The following is a 20886-nucleotide window of genomic DNA, read 5'->3' as shown; positions in this document are numbered from 1 at the left end:
AAATTGTTGTATATTTAGCAAAATCGATTCTAGGAGGCAAACAATATGACAGAAAAAAATCACGTCATTGATATGGAACATCAACATACAAGATTAGGAAAAGTAGAAATTGCTCCTGAGGTAATAGAAGTTGTGACAAGCATTGCAGCAGCTGAAATTGAAGGTGTTGCAACGATGAGAGGGAATTTTGCGACTGGAGTTGCTGAAAGACTTGGTCGTAAGAGTCATGGAAAAGGTGTAAAAGTAGACTTAGAAGAAGACGGTATCTCTGTTGATGTTTACGTAGTCATCAATTACGGTGTATCGATTCCGGATGTGGCAAAACAAATTCAAGAAAATATCCATCAAACATTAAAAACAATGACTGCCATTGATTTAAACGCAGTTAATGTTCATGTAGTTGGTATTCAACTTGAACAGCAAGAAGTAATAGCGGATACTACTCAAGAATAAATTTTTTAAGAATGACTCAAGAGGTATTTAACCTTCAGTTGAAGGCTGCCTATTCTTGAGTCATTCTTTTGTGTGTAAATAGTTGGAAAGGAAACCCTTGATTTTACATTTTAATAAAAACCTATAATTTTTTTATACTAATAATACTTGGCTTCTGTAAGAATGGGAAAGATTATGGTATGATCAAAATTGGTAATTACGATTTTAAAGGAGAAGTTTACGCATGAAAAGAAGAATCGCTAGAATAAAAGCCGTTCAGTCTCTTTTTCAAGTCGACATGAGTGGGACTGATAAAGAGGAAGCGATACATAACGTATTAGAAGAGAATGAATCTAATGATCCATTTTTAGAACAGCTTGTAAGTGGGACACTAGAAAATTTAAAAATTATCGATGATTTATTTACTAGCCATTTAGAAAATTGGACTTTGGAGCGAGTTGGTAATGTGGACCGCGCTGTAATTCGTATGGCTATTTATGAAATGAAGTTTGTAGAAGATATTCCGATTAATGTTTCTTTAAACGAAGCCATTGATGTAGCGAAAAGTTTTGGGGGAGAAGAGAGTGGTCGCTTCGTTAATGGAGTTTTATCAAAGATTGCAGAAACATTAAAGATTTAATTTTTTTGGTTGCAAACTTTTAGGAAATACGAGTTGTTATTTTCTAAAATAATATAAAAAAATTATTTTTAAGGGGGAAATAAGATGTCTGCAACAATTATTAGTGGGAAAGATTTAGCGAAGGAAAAAAGGGAGAGTATGAAAGTAGAGGTTGAACAACTTAAAAAGGAAGGAATTCAACCTGGGTTAGCTGTTATTTTGGTAGGTGAAGATCCAGCAAGTCAATCGTATGTTAAAGCAAAACAGAAAGCTTGCGAAGAAATTGGAATTTACTCTGTTCTTTTTAGGTTAGAGGATAATGTATCTGAAGAAGAGTTACTTCAAAAAATTCATGACTTAAATAACGATAATGCTATTCACGGTATTCTCGTTCAATTACCATTGCCAGCACATATTTCAGAAAAAGCTGTAATCGAAAGTATTGACCCTAATAAAGATGTAGATGGTTTCCACCCAATTAGTGTAGGAAATATGATGATTGGTGAAGATACTTTCTTGCCGTGTACACCATTTGGAATTGTTGAGATGATTAAGTCGAAAGAAATTTCAATCGAAGGAAAACACGTTGTTGTTATTGGAAGAAGTAATATTGTCGGAAAGCCAGTCGGTCAATTACTACTTAATGAAAATGCGACAGTTACATATTGTCATTCCCGTACGAAAGATATGAGAAGCATTACTAAACAAGCCGACATTTTAATTGTTGCTGTCGGTAAAGCTAATTTCATTGATGCAAGTTTTATGAAAGAAGGTTGTGTCGTTATTGATGTTGGAGTTAATCGCTTAGAAACTGGGAAATTGTGTGGAGATGTAGTATTTGACGATGCAAAGGAAGTAGCTTCTTATATTACACCTGTGCCTGGTGGAGTAGGGCCAATGACCATTACGATGCTTTTATTTAATACGGTTAAGTCAGCCGGTAAATTATTGGCAAATGCAAAGTAAGGAGACGAAAAATGTCAAATGATCAAATTTTTACAATTGCAACTTTAACGAAGTATATAAAACGAACATTTGACAATGACGAGGTTCTAAAGAACATCTGGGTTAAAGGTGAAATTTCTAATTTTAAAAAACATAGTCGTGGGCATATGTATTTTACTCTTAAGGATGAGCATTCAAAAATTCAAGCAGTTATGTTTGCAGGGAATAACCGTTTTTTAAAATTTATTCCTGAAAACGGTATGAACGTTCTTGTTCGCGGCTATGTCTCTGTTTACGAAGTTAACGGGCAATATCAAATGTACGTCAATGCAATGCAACCAGATGGTATTGGTAATTTGTATTTAGCTTTTGAACAGTTGAAAAAAAAGCTTGAAACAGCAGGATACTTTGATGAGAGGTATAAAAAGCCGTTACCGAACATCCCTTCGGAAATAGGTGTCATTACCTCCCCTACTGGTGCTGCAATAAGAGATATTATTACAACCCTTAAACGTCGCTTTCCTAGTGCACGAATTACTTTATTCCCTGTTCTAGTTCAAGGTGATGGTGCACCAACTTCGGTCGCTAAAGCCATTAAACAAGCAAATAAACTTGGTGAACTAGATGTCCTTATCGTCGGCAGAGGTGGGGGTTCTATAGAAGAACTTTGGGCGTTTAACGAGGAAATCGTTGCTGAGGCTATTTTTCATTCCGGTGTCCCCGTTATTTCGGCTGTTGGACATGAGACAGATGTAACGATTGCTGATTTTATTGCGGACAAGCGCGCAGCAACACCAACTGCTGCAGCTGAATTAGCTGTTCCGAATCGAGAAGAGCTTCTCGAACGCATACTTCAACGAAAGATTCGAATGAAAAGAGCGATTAGTAAACGAATAGAAGCTGAAAGAGAAAAGCTTTCTACACTTCAAAAGTCGTATGCATTTCGTTACCCAGAGCAACTAGTAAAGCAAAAAGAACAACAACTTGACCGTACTATTGATGACTTGCATCGTTCGATGAAACACTTAATTGAACGTAAAAAGGTGGCTTTAAACCATCTTGAAAAAGATGTTAAAAGAAACCACCCTGAAAGGTATATTTCTAACTTTCGTGAAAAGCTTGTTAAAAATGAAGCACTATTAATCCAACATACTAATGATATAAAAAAAGAAAAGCAGTTTCAATTTGAACAGTTAGTAACAAAGTTAGAGGCATTAAATCCATTAAAAGTTATGACTAGAGGTTATAGCTTGGCCTATAAAGAAGATGGTAAAATAATAAAAAGTGTTACAGACGTCTCAGTCGGTGAAAAGTTAAAAATTAAGCTTAAAGATGGTTCAGTGTTTTGTGATATTCAAGACACTGTTAAAGAATGAGGTGTAAAAAAAGTGAGTGAGCAAAAGCAAACTTTTGAAGAGGCAATGGAGAAGTTAGAAGAAGTTGTAGAAAAGCTTGAACTAGGTGATGTTCCACTAGAAGAGGCGATATCAATGTTTCAAGAAGGAATGTTATTATCAAAGCTTTGTCATGATAAATTAAAAACAGTTGAAAACCAAATGGATCGCGTCTTGCATGAGAATGGAGAAGTTGAATTAACAACATTTCAGGAGGAATAATCATTGAATAGTTTAACTCTAGAAGTTTTTCTTGAAGAAAGGAAAGCTCAAATTGAAACAAAGCTACCTGAATATGTTACTACTCTTAATGCTCCCTCTATTCTAAAAGAGGCAATGCTCTATTCCCTGCAAGCTGGTGGGAAGCGCCTTAGACCGATGTTACTGTTTGCTACAGTCGAAGGATTTGGCGGAAATTATCAACATAGTTTACCGGTAGCAAGTGCAATTGAGATGATTCATACATATTCTTTAATACATGATGACCTACCTGCAATGGATAATGATGATTTTCGTCGAGGAAAGTTAACGAATCATAAAGTTTTCGGTGATGCGACAGCGATTTTGGCAGGTGATGCTTTACTCACTTATGCATTTGAGGTAATTGTTAAGATGGACGAGGCGATGATTGATCCGCATCAGAAACTTAGGTTAGTAGCTGAGCTTACCAGAGCATCTGGTCCAGAAGGAATGGTTGGTGGGCAAGTAGCCGATATGGAAGGGGAAAATAAAAGTCTCTCGTTATCACAATTAGAGTTTATTCACCATCATAAAACTGGTGATCTATTAAGCTTTTCGATTATCGCTGGAGCAATAATAGCAAAAGCGAGTAATAATGATGTTGACAATTTAAGGTCTTTTGCCAAACACCTTGGTTTAGCATTTCAAATTAAAGATGATATTCTCGACATTGAAGGTAGTCAAGATACACTTGGCAAGCCCGTTGGTAGCGACATTACCAATGAAAAAAGCACGTATCCAAAACTTCTTGGTCTTGATGGAGCAAAGAAAAAATTAGATGATCATATTTCAAAAGCAAAAGAATATTTATATAACGTGAACATGGATCACGAAAAATTAGAAATGCTAGCTGACTATATTATGAATCGCGACCGTTAGAGTTATGAGTTAAGAGTTTTGAATTTTGAGTTGATTGTAGGAGAGGCTTCGTAGCATTACTAACAAAAACTCAACACTCAACACTCAAAACTAAAAGTTAAGTTTTTCTAATTGTTGTAATGATCTTTATCATGATATAATATTGCAAAGTGAGTGGTGCAGTATTCTAGTCAGTCCTCCATTCTCGAAGGCGGGCCTAAAAATCCGCTAAAGGGCACATCGATGAAGTTCCTAGTATTGGCTTGAGGCGCCCAGCCTTGGGTCATTGCTGGGAGTAAAGGGAGTCGGGCGATCCACAATGGCATGTGGGCGATGACCCTCCTCCCGCGGAGGCCTCAAATTATGGTGATCTTCTGGGAATAAGAACAACTATAATTTAAGGTATGAACCTGCATTTACAAGTTTCCCCTTGTATGCAGCGTAGCCTGCCTTGAGTGGAGTAGAGGGGATTATGGATACTAAATTGTATACGTTGTATCATCGTTAGTTATCCACATGAAATCTGCTCTGCAAAAGAGGATAGAGAATGGTAAGGGGCTGTTGAGGAAAACTCCTAGACTGTTCATAAGACATTTAAAGGGGATTATAGTGCGTACTAAGTGGTAATCCAGTCTAGCGTTTGGTGACAGCGCTAAGGTAGATTTAAAGGGAAACCGCCAATGTGGCGACACGTCGGTATTTACTTGGGAAAACCTACTGGACCTAAGACGCAGTCTTTACTCTTTAAATGACCACTCACAACTACATATTAGTTTTGAGTTAAGAGTTTTGAGTGTTGAGTTGTTTTAGGAAAAGCTTCGTAGCAATTGCTCACATAACTCAAAACTCAAAAATCAAAACTCAACACTACACAGAATTGGGTGTTCAAACCTTTTATGAATAAAATTAAAGATTCTTTAAATTGGACTTTAGCGATCGCCGTTATCACTCTTGTGTTAGCGGCTATTTTTTCAATTATATCTACTGCAATTTTAAGTGGTGTAACATGGGGAGTAGGCATGTTCATTGTACTCGTCATTGTACTTGTAGGTATTTTTTTTGATACAATAGGGGTGGCCGCCACTGCTGCTGAAGAATCTCCTTTTCATGCTATGGCAGCAGAACGAGTCCCGGGTGCTAAGGAAGCAGTATTAATTACAAGGAATGCAGATAGGTTTGCAAACTTTTGTAATGACGTAATTGGCGATATCGCTGGGATCATTAGTGGTACTGCAGCAGCTTTCGTTGTTATCCAATTAGCACAACAGCTTGGTCACGGGGAGGCTTCAACATATCAGTTTTGGATTTCCGTAATTTTTACTAGTATTGTTGCAAGTCTTACGGTAGGTGGTAAATCCTTAGGGAAAACGATCGCCTTACACTATTCAACTCCAATTATTTTCCAAGTAGGTAGATTATTTTACTTAATCGAGGTAAAATTAAAAATAACTATTTTAAAAAATGGGAAAGACAGAGATAAGAAGAAAAAGAAAGCCATAAGAAAGTGAGGGTTTTTCTTGGATTTAACCACAATTAAAGATCCAAAGTTTATTAAACAATATGATTTAGAACAACTAGAAGTTTTAGCTGAGGAAATACGGACTTTCCTTGTAGAGAAACTTTCGGTTACTGGTGGGCACTTAGGTCCGAATTTAGGGGTTGTAGAGCTTACCCTTGCTCTGCATAAAGAATTTGATAGTCCGAAGGATAAAATTATTTGGGATGTCGGACATCAAGCATATGTTCATAAAATATTAACTGGACGAGCTAATCGTTTTGATGAACTCCGTCAGTATAAAGGGCTTTGCGGTTTTCCAAAGCGTACAGAAAGTGAACATGATGTTTGGGAAACTGGACATAGTTCAACATCATTATCTGCCGCTATGGGGATGGCTGTGGCAAGAGATTTAAAAACAGCAGATGAAAATATCATCGCTGTTATTGGTGATGGTGCCTTAACTGGTGGGATGGCTCTAGAAGCGTTAAACCACATTGGTCACGAACAAAAAGATTTGATTGTGGTATTGAACGATAATGAAATGTCGATTGCTCCGAATGTTGGTGCTCTTCATAATGTCTTAGGACGAATGCGTACAGCAGGCAAATATCAAAAAGCAAAAGATGAATTAGAACAATTGCTAAAGAAGATCCCTGCTTTCGGTGGTAAGATCGCAGCGACTGCTGAACGCCTAAAAGACAGCTTGAAATATTTACTTGTATCAGGGATGTTTTTTGAAGAAATGGGCTTTACGTATTTAGGTCCTGTTGATGGACATAATCTAGATGACTTATTAGAGAATATGAAATATGCCAAAAAATGCGAAGGCCCAGTTCTTATTCATGTAATCACGAAAAAAGGTAAAGGATATGCTCCAGCAGAAAATGATGCGTTAGGAACATGGCACGGTTTAGGACCGTATAAAATGGAATCGGGAGAAGTAGTAAAAAAACCTGGACCACCAAGTTATAGTGCAGTTTTTGCAAATACATTAGCTAAAACAGCAAAAGATAACGAAAAGGTTGTTGCAATAACTGCAGCAATGCCAGGTGGAACGAAATTGGATCTATTTGCAAAAGAGTTTCCTAATCGTATGTTTGATGTCGGTATTGCTGAACAGCATGCTACAACGATGGCAGGTGGTTTAGCAACACAAGGATTTAAGCCGGTATTTGCCGTTTACTCAACGTTTTTACAGCGTAGTTATGACCAAGTTGTACATGATATTTGTCGTCAAAATTTAAATGTCTTCTTTGCAATTGACCGCGCTGGTCTTGTAGGTGCTGACGGTGAAACGCATCAAGGTGTATTTGATATTTCATATTTACGACATATACCTAATATGACCATTTTATCAGCGAAAGATGAAAATGAGTTACAGCACATGGTTTATACTGCAGTTCAATACAATGATGGTCCTATCGCTGTTAGATATCCTCGTGGAAATGGTGTCGGTATAAAAATGGACGACGAACTAAAGCAAATTCCAATTGGCCAATGGGAAGTACTAAAAGAAGGTTCTGATTTAGCAATTTTAACTTTCGGCACAACAGTTCCTTTAGCTGAAGAAGCAGCAAATCATTTAGCAAAAGAAGGAATATCGGTGAAGGTTATTAACGCAAGGTCAATTAAGCCGTTAGATGAAGAGATGCTTCATGACCTAGCTAATAAAAATTATCCGATTTTAACGATTGAAGAAGCCGCTCTTCAAGGTGGTTTTGGCAGTGCTGTTTTAGAATATTATAACAACGAAGAATATTACAATGTCGTTGTTGAAAGAATGGGGATTCCTGATCAATTTATTGAACATGGAAGTGTCTCGCAATTAATGGAAGAGATCGGACTTTCTTGTAATGATGTTATTAATACTATAAAAAAAATTATTCCAAGAAAACAACAGAGGGCTTGATATGAAGAAAGAACGAATAGATGTCCTCTTAGTTGAAAGAGGCTTTATTGAAACGAGAGAAAAAGCAAAGAGGTCTGTAATGGCAGGCCTCGTCTTTTGTGACAATGAACGTATTGATAAACCTGGAATAAAAGTTAGTTTAGATAGTGAAATTGTCGTTAAAGGTGATGTAATCCCCTATGTAAGTAGAGGTGGCTTAAAACTTGAAAAAGCAATCAATGAGTTTAACTTTGATTTAAAGGAAAAGATTGTTTTAGATATAGGCTCTTCTACCGGGGGGTTTACTGATTGTGCATTACAAAACGGTGCAAAGCTCGTGTACGCTGTTGATGTCGGTTATAATCAATTGGCTTGGAAGTTACGGCAAGATGAACGTGTTGTCGTGATGGAACGGACGAATTTTCGTTACGTGACCCTAGAAGTGTTTTCAAGTGGGAGACCCACTTTTGCAACCATTGATGTTTCGTTTATTTCACTTAAGTTAATTTTACCGGTATTGGCAAAAGTGTTAGAAGGTGACAGTCACGTATCAGCACTAGTAAAACCACAATTTGAGGCAGGGCGAGATGAAGTTGGTAAAAAGGGGATTGTACGAGATCCGCATGTTCATCAAAAAGTCCTATTAGAAATGACGAATTTTGCTTCCGATATCGGCTTTGATGTTAAAGGATTGAGTTATTCACCAATTAAAGGTGGCGAAGGAAATATTGAATTTTTAATGCATCTTTATTGGTCAGGTGATAAAGAACAAGGTGAAAATAAAATTGAATTGATTGAAGAAGTTGTGACAAATGCTCATGAGAGTTTAAAACGATTATAAAAAAGAAGTAGTAACCTTTACGAAGATTACTACTTCTTTTTTATTGTGAAAGCACCTGCCTTTTCCATATTAGTTGGTGACGGTTACCGTCATAAGGGTTTTGTATGAAAAAAGGAGGGCGATTTTCCTGAACGAGCCTCTAAAACTCGATAGAGGTTTACAGCGAAGAGAAGGAAATCGCCCTCCTTTTCATTTTATATGGTGACGAATAATCATCTGATGGTTTTGTGTATTAGCATTGTCTAATGTATAAAAATAAGTTAATATACAATTAGTGCTAAATTCGACAAACAACTTGTAAAGGTATATTTATATCTGGAGGCGATTGAAATGAATAAAGGGCAACGTCATATAAAAATACGAGAAATTATTGCAAATAATGAAATTGAAACTCAAGATGATTTAGTTGATCAATTAAAGAGTGCTGGATATAATGTGACACAAGCGACCGTATCACGTGATATTAAAGAACTTCATCTCGTTAAAGTCCCTATGCAGGACGGAAGGTATAAATATAGTTTACCGGCAGACCAACGCTTTAATCCTTTACAAAAATTAAAGCGCTCATTAATGGACTGCTTTGTAAGTATTGATCGTTCTAATAACTTAATCGTTATGAAGACTTTACCGGGTAATGCGAATGCTGTTGGTGCGTTAATCGATAATTTAGATTGGACAGAAATTTTAGGAACGATATGTGGCGATGACACAATCTTAATCATTTGTCGAACAAATGAAGAAACTCCAATACTTTGTGAGCGCTTTTTAGAAATGCTTTAAACAAAGGAAGTGAATGAACATGCTAGTTGAACTTTCAATAAGAAATTTTGCAATTATTGAAAACTTGACGATCCCATTTGAGAGAGGGCTCACAGTTTTAACTGGGGAGACAGGTGCTGGAAAATCGATCATTATCGATGCAATCGGCTTATTAGTAGGTGGAAGAGGTTCTGTTGAATTTGTTCGTCACGGATCGAGTCGTGCAGAAATCCAAGGCTTGTTTTTTATCGAAGATCATATGCATGCTATTCATAATAAATCTACTCAATTAGGAATTGAAATTAATGATGACCAAATGGTTATTTTGCAGCGAGATATCACAGCACAAGGGAAAAGCATTTGTAGGGTCAATGGAAAACTTGTCACATTAGCGATTTTAAGAGAGCTAGGAGAAACTTTAGTTGATATACATGGTCAACATGAACACCAACATTTAATGCAAAGTGAACGCCATTTGTCTCTTCTAGATCAGTTTGCCGGAGATAAGGTAAGTGGTTCACTTCGTGAATATCAACATATTTATAAATCGTTTGTTGCATTAAAAAATCAAATTAACCAGTTTTCCGAAAATGAACAAAAATTAGCTCACCGATTAGACTTATTACAATATCAATTAAATGAAATAGAGGCTGCAAAGTTAAACCCTAATGAAGATATTAGTTTAACCGAAGAACGTACGAAATTAGCCAACGGTGAGAAGTTGTATAAGTCAGTTCATGACAGCTACCATGCGCTTTATGGTGATGATAAAGGCCTAGAATGGTTGATGCATGCTATGAACAATATTGAGGAAGCAGCCTTTATAGATAAAAATTTAGTTCCTTTTAAAGAAACGATCAGTAATTGTTATTATCTTTTAGAAGAAGCAGCATATTCATTAAGGGATTATTATGAGTCAATTGAATTCGATCCTAATCGCCTTAATTTAATTGAGGCGAGATTAAATGAACTAATTCAACTCAAACGTAAATATGGTAAAACGGTCACTGATATTTTAGAGTATGCTTCAAAAATTGAAGAAGAAATTGAACATTTACAAAATAGAGAAGAAAAAATTCAAGTTCTGGAAAAACAGCTTGATTCTGTTAGTGAGGATCTTTTAATTGAAGCTCGAAACTTAACAGAGCAAAGAAAAAATGCAGCAAAACAATTATCTAAAAAAATTCATCAACAATTGAAAGACCTCTATATGGAGAAAACAAAGTTTTTGATCAAATTTAAAGAAACAGATATAAGTAAAGTTGATGCTAAAGATGTTCTTTTTCATGACGACGGGGTAGATAAAATTGAATTTCTACTAACTACTAACCCCGGAGAACCATTTAAACAGCTCGCTAAAATTGCCTCTGGTGGAGAAATTTCGAGAATTATGCTTGCTTTAAAAACGATTTTTTCAACGCATCAAGGCGTTACCTCATTAATTTTTGATGAAGTGGACACCGGCGTAAGTGGGAGAGTAGCCCAAGCAATTGCTGAGAAAATATTTAATATTTCTAATAACTCACAAGTGCTTTGTATTACTCATTTGCCTCAAGTGGCAGCAATGGCAACTACTCATTTGTATATTTCGAAAAAACAGTTAAACAATAAAACCGTCACAAATGTAACTACTTTATCCAATCAAGAAAAAGTTGAAGAACTCGCCAGAATGATTTCAGGTGTTGAAATAACTGAACTTACAGTTTCACATGCTAAAGAATTATTAGATCAAGCAGATAAATTTAAAGGTATTTGAGTGAATTTCCTAATTACCAAAAATGAGCCACATCAAACAATATATAGTATGCGAATGGTTTGACGTAACTATATATTGATCGTAGTGGCGGAAATAATGATTTATGAAATTCAATGACTTGAAAAGCTAACCAAATTAGGTTAGCTTTTTTATCACTCCTTAGTTATAAATGTTGTGTAAGGAGGCAACATTAATATTACAGCCAAACATGGAGGTGTAGGTTAGGAGCGAGGAGAGTGAAAAAATTTATGGTAGATACTAGAAAAATTATAGGTGTAATTCTCCTTGTGTTTATAATAAGCATCGGTTTTTATAAGCCGGTACAAGAGTACGTCAGTATCCCTAAGGAGTTGGTATTAATTGAAGGCCAACAACAACAATTGCAAAAAGCATTTCCTGTATTTAGTTTATCCTCAAATGACGAAGCAATTACAGTAAACGAGGATAACTTTACAGTGAAGGCAAATGGGCAAGGTGATGCTAACGTGACAGTTACTATGGGAAGTGCTCCTGTAAAGAATGTCGATGTAAAAGTTCTTAAAGACATTAAGATTGTACCAGGTGGACAATCAATTGGAGTTAAATTAAATACGTTAGGTGTATTAGTGGTCGGGCACCATTTAGTTGATAGTGTTGACGGAGAAAAATCTCCAGGTGAACTTGCGGATATAGAAGTCGGTGATATAATTACAAAAATTAATGGTGAAAAAATTGAAAACATGAGTCAAGTTACACCGATTATTCAAGAAGCAGGAGAAAATAACGAACCACTACGTTTAGAAGTTAGACGTGAAAATGAAGTATTAAAAAAAGAAATTATGCCGTTAAAGGCAAAAGGTGAAAGTTCATATCGTTTAGGATTATACCTTCGTGATTCTGCTGCTGGTGTTGGAACACTAACATTTTTTCATCCTGATAGCAAAAACTATGGTGCATTAGGACATGTCATTTCAGATATGGATACACAAAAGCCAATAGTTGTAAATGATGGTCAAATTGTCAGTTCATTAGTGACATCCATAGAAAAAGGAAGTAATGGAGACCCAGGTGAAAAACTTGCACGCTTTACTAACGATAGAAAAATTTTAGGAACGATAACAAAAAATAGTCCATTTGGCATTTTTGGAAAGCTACATGACCCAATAAAAAATAATATTATGGATCAAGCAATGCCAATCGCATTATCCCATCAAGTGAAAGAAGGACCGGCGAAAATCTTAACTGTTGTTGAAGGTGAAGAAGTAAAAGAATTTGATATAGAAGTAGTAAGTAGCGTACCACAAAAGTTTCCGGCTACAAAAGGAATGGTCATAAAAGTGACTGATCCTGAATTACTCGAAGCTACTGGAGGCATTATTCAAGGAATGAGCGGTAGTCCGATTATTCAAAACGGAAAAGTCATTGGTGCAGTAACACATGTTTTTGTTAACGACGCGACGAGCGGATATGCTTGTCATATAGAATGGATGTTACAAGAAGCGGGTATAAATATATATGCGGATGAAAAAGCAAAGGCGAGTTAACTTCGACCTTTGCTTTTTTTTGTGAAAATAACTTTGTACTCATTTTAAATAATATAAGAACATGATATGATGTAACTAAGTTAATAAAGATTTTTCGACAAACTCATGTTTTAAATGTTGTCAAGTATCGAATGTGGTCGAATTTAAGAGGAAAACGTTAATTTTCTTTAAAAAACGTAGATTTTCAATATTTTTTTAAAAAATAAAAAGGGATTAACGTCCCTTTGTCGAATTTGTTGTGTGGATATAAATAAATATATATGAATGTCAGGGAGGAAGAATTGTGCAGAAAATAAAAGTGTGTATCGCGGACGATAATCGTGAATTAGTAAATTTGCTTGAAGAGTATATTTCTAGTCAGGAAGAGATGGAAGTAGTTGGAGTAGCTCATAATGGCCAAGAATGTTTGGCTGTAGTTGAAGGGCAACAACCTGATGTTTTAATTTTAGATATTATTATGCCTCATCTAGATGGATTAGCAGTTTTAGAAAGAATAAATCAACAAAGCTTAACGAAACGACCGAACATTATTATGTTGACCGCATTTGGTCAAGAAGACGTAACAAAAAAAGCAGTTGATTTAGGGGCATCATATTATATTTTAAAGCCTTTTGATATGGAAACACTCATTAATAAAGTAAAAGAAGTAAGTGGTAAGGTAAAAACAGTTTCACAACAAAAAACATCGCATGGTACGATGCAAGTGACAAGAAATGAAAATAAGCAATTTAATTTAGATGCAAGCATTACGAATATTATTCATGAAATCGGTGTCCCGGCTCATATAAAAGGTTATATGTATTTACGTGAAGCGATTACGATGGTTTATAATGATATTGAACTCTTAGGTTCAATTACGAAAGTTTTATATCCAGACATCGCTAAAAAATTCAACACAACCTCAAGCCGTGTAGAGCGTGCGATCCGTCATGCGATAGAAGTAGCATGGAGCAGAGGCAACATTGAGTCTATCTCTAGTTTGTTTGGCTACACAGTTAGTCATACGAAAGCAAAACCAACGAATAGCGAATTTATCGCGATGGTGGCAGACAAATTAAGGATAGAGCATAAAGTAAGTTGATCATTATTTGAATTTTAATTAGGAAATTGCATAGCAATTAAAAAGTCGCAAGGCAAATTCTTTTGTCTTGCGGCTTTATTTGTATGAAAGTTGGTTTGTTGGTTAGGGTTCTCGCCCGACTTTTCATTATAGATAAAAATACTCTTGCGGTTACCTCTTCGCAAAGCTGCATGGAGTATTGTCAAAGCTTTATTCATGGTGTGATTGAGGTCAGCAGCTTTGGTGCTGGATAATCGTCATGCTGGTTTTGTATGTAAAAGTTGGTAAGTTCGGAAAAATTCACAATATTCTTTAGTTTGTTAGTGTAGAATAACCAAAACAGATATACAACAGAGTTAACTTAGATATATAACAGATGAACTTGTGTGTGAAGTGCAGAAGTTGGAATATAAAAAACATAAGGATTGTCACGATTTCGTCATATACAAAATGCAAAAAACGTTATATAATAAAGTCATAAAAGTTAATACAGTTTAATATTCGAGTTGAAACAGATATAAAAAGACTGTTGTAGACAACTAAATAATATTTGTGAATTTTAAAAATGTATTAAAAATTTTAGTTATCTATTTTTTTAGGTATGAATGTGAAAAAAATCACATTCGCCAATGGAACAGAGAGGGAGATGAAGAGATGGAAGCTTTAAAAGCGAGAAAAGAAGCTTGGGAAGGTTTTAACACAGGGGAATGGAACGAGAAAATTGATGTAAGAGATTTTATTAATAAAAACTGGGACCCTTATACTGGTGATGATACATTTTTAGCCGGTCCGACAGAAACGACAAAAGAATTATGGGACCAAGTATTACAATTAATGAAGAAAGAAAGGGAGAATGGTGGGGTACTAGACGTAGATACAAAGACAATTTCGACAATTACTTCACATGCACCGGGCTACATTGAAAAAGATAAAGAACAAATTGTAGGCTTACAAACAGATGCACCGTTAAAACGTTCAATTCAACCAACAGGTGGTATTCGTATGATGGCTTCTGGTTGTGAAGCGTACGGTTTTAAATTAGATCCTGAAATCGAAAAAATTTATACTGATTATCGTAAAACGCATAACCAAGGGGTATTTGATGCGTATACGAGCGAAATGCTTGCAGCGCGTAAAGCTGGTATTATTACTGGTCTTCCTGATGCCTATGGTCGTGGAAGGATTATTGGGGATTATCGTCGTGTTGCACTGTACGGTGTAGATCGTTTAATTGAAGATAAAAAGCAAGTGAAGAAAAGTTTAGAAAAAGGTGCGATAACGGAAGAAGTGATTCGCGACCGTGAGGAAGTTTCTGAGCAAATTCGTTCACTTCAAGAATTAAAACAAATGGCTGCTTCTTACGGATATGATATTTCAGAGCCGGCAACAACGGCAAAGGAAGCATTTCAATGGTTATATTTCGGTTATTTAGCAGCGATTAAAGAACAAAATGGAGCAGCGATGAGTTTAGGTCGTGTATCAACGTTCTTAGACATTTATATTGAAAGAGATATAAAAACAGGTATTTTAACAGAGGAAGACGCGCAACAAATCGTTGACCATTTTGTTATGAAGCTTCGTTTAGTTAAATTCTTAAGAACGCCTGATTATGATGAGTTATTTAGTGGAGATCCAACTTGGGTTACAGAATCAATTGGAGGCATGTCTTTAGACGGTCGTCCGTTAGTAACGAAAAACTCATTCCGTTTCTTATACACGTTAGTGAACTTAGGGCCAGCTCCTGAGCCAAATTTAACCGTTCTATGGTCGACGGGTTTACCTGACGGGTTTAAAAAGTTCTGCTCGAAGATGTCAATTGAAACAAGTTCTATCCAATATGAGAATGACGATATCATGAGAAAAGATTATGGCGACGATTATGGAATTGCTTGTTGTGTATCAGCGATGCGTATCGGTAAGCAAATGCAATTCTTTGGAGCGCGTGCTAATTTAGCCAAAGCGTTACTTTACACGATTAACGGTGGCGTCGATGAAAAATTAAAGATGCAAGTAGGGCCTAAATTTGCGCCGATTACATCAGAGTACCTAGATTACGATGAAGTTGTCGAAAAATTTGAAGAGGTTCAAGATTGGTTAGCAGAACTTTATATCAACTCTTTAAATGTTATTCACTTCATGCATGATAAGTATAGCTATGAAAGAATTGAAATGGCATTACATGATCAAGAGGTCCTTCGTACAATGGCATGTGGAATTGCAGGTTTATCGGTTGTTTCAGATGCACTAAGTGCGATTAAATATGCAAAAGTGAAAGTGATTCGTGATGAAGATGGTATTGCTACAGATTTTGAAATCGAAGGAGATTTCCCGAAATACGGAAACGACGATGCTCGTGCAGATGAAATTGCATCTCATATCGTAACGAATTTTATGAATAAATTGCGTCAACATCCGACTTACCGTAACTCGTTACACACACAATCTGTGTTAACAATTACTTCTAATGTTGTTTACGGTAAGAAAACCGGAAACACACCTGATGGAAGAAAAGCGGGTGAGCCGTTCGCACCAGGGGCAAATCCGATGCATGGTCGTGATCAAAAAGGGGCATTAGCATCATTAAATTCGATAGCGAAAATTCCTTATGAAGATTGTCAAGATGGTATTTCTTGCACATTTTCCATTGTGCCGAAAGCTTTAGGTAAAGATGAGGAGTCGCGTGTGAATAATTTATCGGCAATTTTAGACGGTTATGCATCACAAACGGGTCACCATATTAATGTTAACGTATTTGATCGAGAACAGTTAATGGATGCAATGGAGCATCCGGAGAAATATCCACAGTTAACGATTCGTGTGTCTGGCTATGCTGTTAACTTTATTAAATTAACGAGAGAACAGCAAATTGATGTAATTAACCGTACTTTCCACGAAAGTATGTGATCTAAATGAAAGGAAGAATCCATTCAATTGAATCTTGTGGTACTGTAGATGGTCCTGGTTTACGCTATATCGTATTTCTTCAAGGTTGTTCTTTGCGGTGTGCCTATTGTCATAATCCTGATACGTGGAAATTAAATGGCGGAAGTGAAATGAGTGTTGATGAGTTAATTGCAGAAGCAAAAGCTTACTTGCCGTATATGCAATTTTCAAACGGTGGAGTGACATTGAGTGGTGGTGAACCGCTACTGCAACCTGATTTTGTACTTGAGTTTTTTAAAAAGTGTAAGGAAGTCGGGATTCATACGACAATCGATACTTCTGGTTCTGTAAAACCTGTGAACCTTGATGAAATATTAGAAGTCACTGACCTTGTTCTTCTTGATGTGAAACATATAAATGAAGAAAAGCATAAAGGGATTACGGGTATGTCTAACAGAAATACGTTAAACTTTGCGAAACTTCTTGACGAAAAGGGGATTCCAATGTGGGTCAGACATGTGCTTGTTCCTGGATTATCAGATGACCCAAAAGATTTGAATGAACTTGGTGACTTTATATCAACACTTTCAAACGTTGAAAAAGTTGAAGTTCTTCCTTATCATAAAATGGGTGAGTATAAGTGGGAGCAGCTTGGTCTAGAAAACACATTAACTCACTTAGAGCCACCTAACCAAGAAAAAGTAGATTTAGCTTATAATTTATTAACAAAATCATTAAACAAAAATAAACCTCAATTAGCGTAGCCGATGGCTACGCTTTTTTTTTGTGTTGTTGGTTAGTGGTTAGTTGGTTTGTTGGTTAGGTGATTTCCAGGCTTATATTTTTTTATGTTATATGAGGGTGGCAGTATGTTACCCATAAAGGTTATGTATGATATGTATTGGCGGTGGATTTTCTTTTGCGAGCCTCTAAAATTCGATAGAAGTTTACAGCGAAGTGAAAGAAAATCCACCGCCAATATTCAATCTAGATGTTGCCGAGATACAGACATGGCGATTTTGTATGAAAAATAAGGAAATGATTCATACTAAGAATGGACTTTCGCTAATTGGAGTGAATTATTATGGTATTTGTTGAAAAGATCAAAGGATACGCTTTTCAAGATGAGAAGACGAAAAAGCTCGTTGAACAATTACCTAAAAATAGTATAGCTGTAGTAGTTCATCAAGACCTTGATATGGTAGCTGCTGAAATGTTAATTGAACGTGGTGTGAAGGCGGTCATAAACTTTAGAACATCGATGACTGGCTTATTTGTTCATAATGGTGTAGAAACACTTTTAAAAGCGAATATTTCTGTTTTTGATATTGAAGATACATTCTTTCGTTCCAATTTAAATGGTCAAAGGTTAATGATTAAAGATGAATGGTTATACCGCGAAGTGAATGGCGCTTGGCGGCGATCGTGTAGATTAAAAAAATATACAATAAAAGAAGTAGATCAATTGAAAAATAAAGCGAAATTTTATTTTCCTTCGCAATTTAAAGCTTTTGTTGGTAATTCGTTGTTTTATGGCAGAAAAGAGTTAGATGTTTTTGTCCGTGAAGTAGAACAAATTCCTGTTTTACGACAATTTCGTGGCAAGGAAGTTTTGATCGTCGCAAGAGGGGCGAATTTTGAAGACGATTTACGAATATTAACGAATGTTGTGAAAAGGAGGAGTTTAATTACAGTAGCTGTCGATGGTGGGGCTGATGGGCTACTGAAGTTAGGGATAAAACCTGATTATATAATTGGAGATATGGATTCTGTTTCAGAGCGGGCGTTAAAATGTGGCGCTCAATTACTTGTGCATACGTATCGTAACGGATGTGCTCCTGGGGAAGGGCGTGTGAAGGCGCTAAAACTTCCGTATAAGCGTCTCGTATTTATAGGGACAAGCGAGGATGTAGCGATTATATTTGCTTATTGTTCGGGGGCAAAAAAAATGTATACAGTCGGAACGAGACTTGGGATGAATGAATTTTTGGAAAAGGGAAGAGTTGGGATGGGGTCTAGTTTATTAACTAGAATAAAAGTGGGGCATGCGTTAGTAGATTTAAAAGGTGTTCACACGTTGTTTGAAGTGGAGAAAAAGAATGTAACTAACAGTGTGACGCTCCTCCCTGCAATTGCAGTATTATTAATGTTTAGTTTTAGTCCTAAATTTGAACTTTTAGTTTCTTTAATGCTCCAATGGTGGGGTGGGAGGTAATAAGATATGAAAAATATGAACGTGATCTATTTTTTGTCGATTATCTTTTATTTAGTAGTAGGAATAATCATTGGGATTGTTGTAGATAAAGATTGGTTAAGTGATGAACAATTGCTTTATATACAAAAGTTGAAAGCGGAAAATGCTTTATTAGTGGAGGAAAATCAAACGTGGGCGCGGTATGTTGAAGATGAATTCAACGAAGTGAGAGTGTTTACTACTGCAGAAAAAGAACAGTTTCAACACTTAGATATGGTTTTAGCGAAAGTTGGTGTGACATTGGAAAGGTTTCCGGAAACGGCAGGATTGTATAATCAGCAGGGGATTATTATTACTTTAGGGGAAGAGCTAGAGGAAACATACGGACTCCCACAACTAAAGCTTGAAGATATTCCGAACCGTGAGTTGGATTTAAATATGATGTATATATCATTATTAAGGATAAAAGAGGAGTTAATGAAATGAAACCTTCAATAAGCGTAGTAATTCCGGCTTGCAATGAAGAGGAAACGATAAAAAGAACTTTAGTAACTTTAAACCGGTGCTTATGGATCGATGAATTGATTGTGATTGATGATGGAAGTAGTGATGATACGTATATGATAGCAGAAAAATACAGTGACGAAGTTATTCGGTTACCTGAGAATAGTGGAAAGGCGTTTGCTTTAAAAGAAGGTTGGAAAAAGGTAAGTGGAGAAATTGTTTTATCGCTTGATGCCGACTTAGGTATGACAGCGAGGGAAGGAGAGAAGTTGGTAGAAAGACTAATCTTTTCAGATCTTGATTGTGTTATTGCTAGACTTCCTCTTCAAAAAAAGAGTGGTTTTGGAATTATGAAACACCGAGCGCAAAAGTTGATTTTTTCACAAACTGGCAAGTGGTTTGAGGCTCCGTTGTCAGGTCAACGAGCATTTAGGAAAAAATGGCTACCGTTATTGTTAGAAAAGGATTATGTTGGTTTTGGTGTAGAAATGGCGATGACTGTAGATTTGATAAAAGCTGGAGCGAGTGTTGAGGAAGAAGATGTTTGTTTTTTTCATAGGGCGACAGGAAAAGATATAAATGGTTTTTTTCACAGAGGGCGTCAGTGGGTAGATATGGAAAAAACATTATGGAGAATGAGAGCGACATGGTAAATGTAATTGTTTTATTGTCCCCTTTAATATTATCACTGTTTTCGCAATTATATATAAGATTAGGCTGTAAGGTGACGAATTATGTTGGTGAAGAAACTCCGTATAGTTTAGGGGGGAGTATGTTTTTTTTCGTGTTTTACTATGTTTACATATTGAATTTAGATTTAGGGTTAGCTACGATCTTTTATATCGTTGTATTGTGGTTGACTGGACTTATTGATGATCGATTCGGTACAAAATATCCGAAAGGTTTAAAAGGTCACATTGATTTATTTATTCGAAGCCGGAAAATATCGACCGGATTATTGAAGTTAGTAGGAACGTTTGTGGCGGCTTGTTTATTAGTAGTAGTCGATGTTCCTGTGTTTCCTTTAGGTATTCTGAATTTTATTGTTATATTTTCCTTGCTTATCCTAACTCCGCATGTTATGAATTTATTTGACACAAGACCTTTAAGGGTGTGGAAGATTGTATTTTTACATGGAGTTATGTTTTGGTCGTTATTGCTTCAAATGCCATTTCATTTCATTGTGGGGCTATTGTTTGTATTAATTACTTTTATATATTTTGAGGCAACTCGAAAAGCGATGCTAGGTGATAATGGCGCTACTTTATTAGGTGGAGTTGTAAGTTTGTTGATGATTTACCACTTAAGCTTGCCGATTCAGGCGGTGATCTGTTTATTTTATTTATTTATTGTCGTAGTTACTGAAAAGATATCTTTGTCAAAATGGATTGAGGCAAGGCCAGTGTTAAAATGGATTGATCGTTGGGGTGTATCGTAGAAGAGGGTGTCCTTTATTATAGTGTGTAACGTTTAGGCATTATAATAGGAACCC

General features: G+C 36.1%; 19 protein-coding genes. All 19 read left to right on the top strand.

The window, feature by feature from the left end; all coding sequences use genetic code 11:
• Window positions 1-45 precede the first annotated feature (45 nt).
• The 19 genes from BKP35_RS03350 (at window position 46) to BKP35_RS03260 (ending at window position 20832) form a co-directional block, all read left to right on the top strand.
• On the top strand, window positions 46-453 hold the full coding sequence (locus BKP35_RS03350; RefSeq protein ID WP_071311956.1) for an Asp23/Gls24 family envelope stress response protein: 408 nt from the start codon (window positions 46-48) through the stop codon (window positions 451-453).
• Window positions 454-676: 223 nt separating this feature from the next.
• Window positions 677-1072, top strand: a complete 396-nt coding sequence (gene nusB / locus BKP35_RS03345) for a transcription antitermination factor NusB (protein WP_071311955.1) — start codon at window positions 677-679, stop codon at window positions 1070-1072.
• An 84-nt stretch (window positions 1073-1156) separates the two neighbouring features.
• Window positions 1157-2017, top strand: a complete 861-nt coding sequence (gene folD, locus BKP35_RS03340) for a bifunctional methylenetetrahydrofolate dehydrogenase/methenyltetrahydrofolate cyclohydrolase FolD (protein WP_071311954.1) — start codon at window positions 1157-1159, stop codon at window positions 2015-2017.
• A gap of 11 nt (window positions 2018-2028) precedes the next feature.
• On the top strand, window positions 2029-3372 hold the full coding sequence (xseA, locus tag BKP35_RS03335; protein ID WP_071311953.1) for an exodeoxyribonuclease VII large subunit: 1344 nt from the start codon (window positions 2029-2031) through the stop codon (window positions 3370-3372).
• Window positions 3373-3384: 12 nt separating this feature from the next.
• On the top strand, window positions 3385-3612 hold the full coding sequence (xseB, locus tag BKP35_RS03330; RefSeq protein ID WP_071311952.1) for an exodeoxyribonuclease VII small subunit: 228 nt from the start codon (window positions 3385-3387) through the stop codon (window positions 3610-3612).
• 3 nt (window positions 3613-3615) lie between these two features.
• Window positions 3616-4509 (top strand): polyprenyl synthetase family protein, encoded by an 894-nt coding sequence (locus BKP35_RS03325; RefSeq protein WP_071311951.1) that lies wholly within the window; start codon window positions 3616-3618, stop codon window positions 4507-4509.
• An 875-nt stretch (window positions 4510-5384) separates the two neighbouring features.
• The gene (locus BKP35_RS03320; RefSeq protein WP_071311950.1) at window positions 5385-5996 is read left to right on the top strand and encodes a hypothetical protein; all 612 of its coding nucleotides are present in this window, start codon (window positions 5385-5387) and stop codon (window positions 5994-5996) included.
• 9 nt (window positions 5997-6005) lie between these two features.
• Window positions 6006-7895, top strand: coding sequence for a 1-deoxy-D-xylulose-5-phosphate synthase (dxs, locus tag BKP35_RS03315; protein WP_071311949.1), 1890 nt, complete (start codon window positions 6006-6008; stop codon window positions 7893-7895).
• A 1-nt stretch (window position 7896) separates the two neighbouring features.
• Complete coding sequence (locus BKP35_RS03310) at window positions 7897-8715, top strand: TlyA family RNA methyltransferase (RefSeq protein WP_071311948.1); 819 nt, start codon at window positions 7897-7899, stop codon at window positions 8713-8715.
• 330 nt (window positions 8716-9045) lie between these two features.
• Entirely contained in the window at window positions 9046-9495 is a 450-nt protein-coding gene (gene ahrC, locus BKP35_RS03305; protein ID WP_071311947.1) for a transcriptional regulator AhrC/ArgR, read from the top strand.
• Between the two features lie 19 nt (window positions 9496-9514).
• A complete protein-coding gene (recN, locus tag BKP35_RS03300) occupies window positions 9515-11230 on the top strand; it encodes a DNA repair protein RecN (RefSeq protein ID WP_071311946.1) in 1716 nt (571 codons plus the stop codon).
• Between the two features lie 248 nt (window positions 11231-11478).
• Window positions 11479-12753: a SpoIVB peptidase gene (spoIVB, locus tag BKP35_RS03295; RefSeq protein WP_071312234.1), complete on the top strand. Its 1275-nt coding sequence runs from the start codon at window positions 11479-11481 to the stop codon at window positions 12751-12753.
• A gap of 283 nt (window positions 12754-13036) precedes the next feature.
• Window positions 13037-13834: a sporulation transcription factor Spo0A gene (gene spo0A, locus BKP35_RS03290; RefSeq protein ID WP_071311945.1), complete on the top strand. Its 798-nt coding sequence runs from the start codon at window positions 13037-13039 to the stop codon at window positions 13832-13834.
• A gap of 633 nt (window positions 13835-14467) precedes the next feature.
• Window positions 14468-16717: a formate C-acetyltransferase gene (gene pflB / locus BKP35_RS03285; protein WP_071311944.1), complete on the top strand. Its 2250-nt coding sequence runs from the start codon at window positions 14468-14470 to the stop codon at window positions 16715-16717.
• A 5-nt stretch (window positions 16718-16722) separates the two neighbouring features.
• Window positions 16723-17460, top strand: a complete 738-nt coding sequence (gene pflA / locus BKP35_RS03280) for a pyruvate formate-lyase-activating protein (protein ID WP_071311943.1) — start codon at window positions 16723-16725, stop codon at window positions 17458-17460.
• A 320-nt stretch (window positions 17461-17780) separates the two neighbouring features.
• On the top strand, window positions 17781-18911 hold the full coding sequence (steA, locus tag BKP35_RS03275) for a putative cytokinetic ring protein SteA (protein ID WP_071311942.1): 1131 nt from the start codon (window positions 17781-17783) through the stop codon (window positions 18909-18911).
• Between the two features lie 6 nt (window positions 18912-18917).
• Window positions 18918-19376: a hypothetical protein gene (locus tag BKP35_RS03270; protein ID WP_071311941.1), complete on the top strand. Its 459-nt coding sequence runs from the start codon at window positions 18918-18920 to the stop codon at window positions 19374-19376.
• On the top strand, window positions 19373-20047 hold the full coding sequence (locus BKP35_RS03265) for a glycosyltransferase family 2 protein (protein ID WP_071311940.1): 675 nt from the start codon (window positions 19373-19375) through the stop codon (window positions 20045-20047). The genes BKP35_RS03270 and BKP35_RS03265 overlap by 4 nt, the downstream gene beginning before the upstream one ends.
• Complete coding sequence (locus BKP35_RS03260; protein ID WP_169819128.1) at window positions 20023-20832, top strand: hypothetical protein; 810 nt, start codon at window positions 20023-20025, stop codon at window positions 20830-20832. The genes BKP35_RS03265 and BKP35_RS03260 overlap by 25 nt, the downstream gene beginning before the upstream one ends.
• Window positions 20833-20886: the final 54 nt, after the last annotated feature.

Origin of the sequence: Anaerobacillus arseniciselenatis (assembly GCF_001865995.1) — a bacterium.
Taxonomy (GTDB): domain Bacteria; phylum Bacillota; class Bacilli; order Bacillales; family Anaerobacillaceae; genus Anaerobacillus; species Anaerobacillus arseniciselenatis.
This window is presented reverse-complemented; position numbering and strand designations above follow the sequence as displayed.

Coding starts and splice junctions, on each gene's coding strand:
- xseA (WP_071311953.1), top strand. CDS start 2,029: ATGTCAAATGATCAAATTTTTACAATTGCAACTTTAACGAAGTATATA.
- spoIVB (WP_071312234.1), top strand. CDS start 11,479: ATGGTAGATACTAGAAAAATTATAGGTGTAATTCTCCTTGTGTTTATA.
- BKP35_RS03320 (WP_071311950.1), top strand. CDS start 5,385: ATGAATAAAATTAAAGATTCTTTAAATTGGACTTTAGCGATCGCCGTT.
- BKP35_RS03270 (WP_071311941.1), top strand. CDS start 18,918: ATGAAAAATATGAACGTGATCTATTTTTTGTCGATTATCTTTTATTTA.
- pflB (WP_071311944.1), top strand. CDS start 14,468: ATGGAAGCTTTAAAAGCGAGAAAAGAAGCTTGGGAAGGTTTTAACACA.
- BKP35_RS03350 (WP_071311956.1), top strand. CDS start 46: ATGACAGAAAAAAATCACGTCATTGATATGGAACATCAACATACAAGA.
- folD (WP_071311954.1), top strand. CDS start 1,157: ATGTCTGCAACAATTATTAGTGGGAAAGATTTAGCGAAGGAAAAAAGG.
- pflA (WP_071311943.1), top strand. CDS start 16,723: ATGAAAGGAAGAATCCATTCAATTGAATCTTGTGGTACTGTAGATGGT.
- ahrC (WP_071311947.1), top strand. CDS start 9,046: ATGAATAAAGGGCAACGTCATATAAAAATACGAGAAATTATTGCAAAT.
- BKP35_RS03265 (WP_071311940.1), top strand. CDS start 19,373: ATGAAACCTTCAATAAGCGTAGTAATTCCGGCTTGCAATGAAGAGGAA.
- nusB (WP_071311955.1), top strand. CDS start 677: ATGAAAAGAAGAATCGCTAGAATAAAAGCCGTTCAGTCTCTTTTTCAA.
- steA (WP_071311942.1), top strand. CDS start 17,781: ATGGTATTTGTTGAAAAGATCAAAGGATACGCTTTTCAAGATGAGAAG.
- BKP35_RS03310 (WP_071311948.1), top strand. CDS start 7,897: ATGAAGAAAGAACGAATAGATGTCCTCTTAGTTGAAAGAGGCTTTATT.
- recN (WP_071311946.1), top strand. CDS start 9,515: ATGCTAGTTGAACTTTCAATAAGAAATTTTGCAATTATTGAAAACTTG.
- BKP35_RS03260 (WP_169819128.1), top strand. CDS start 20,023: ATGGAGAATGAGAGCGACATGGTAAATGTAATTGTTTTATTGTCCCCT.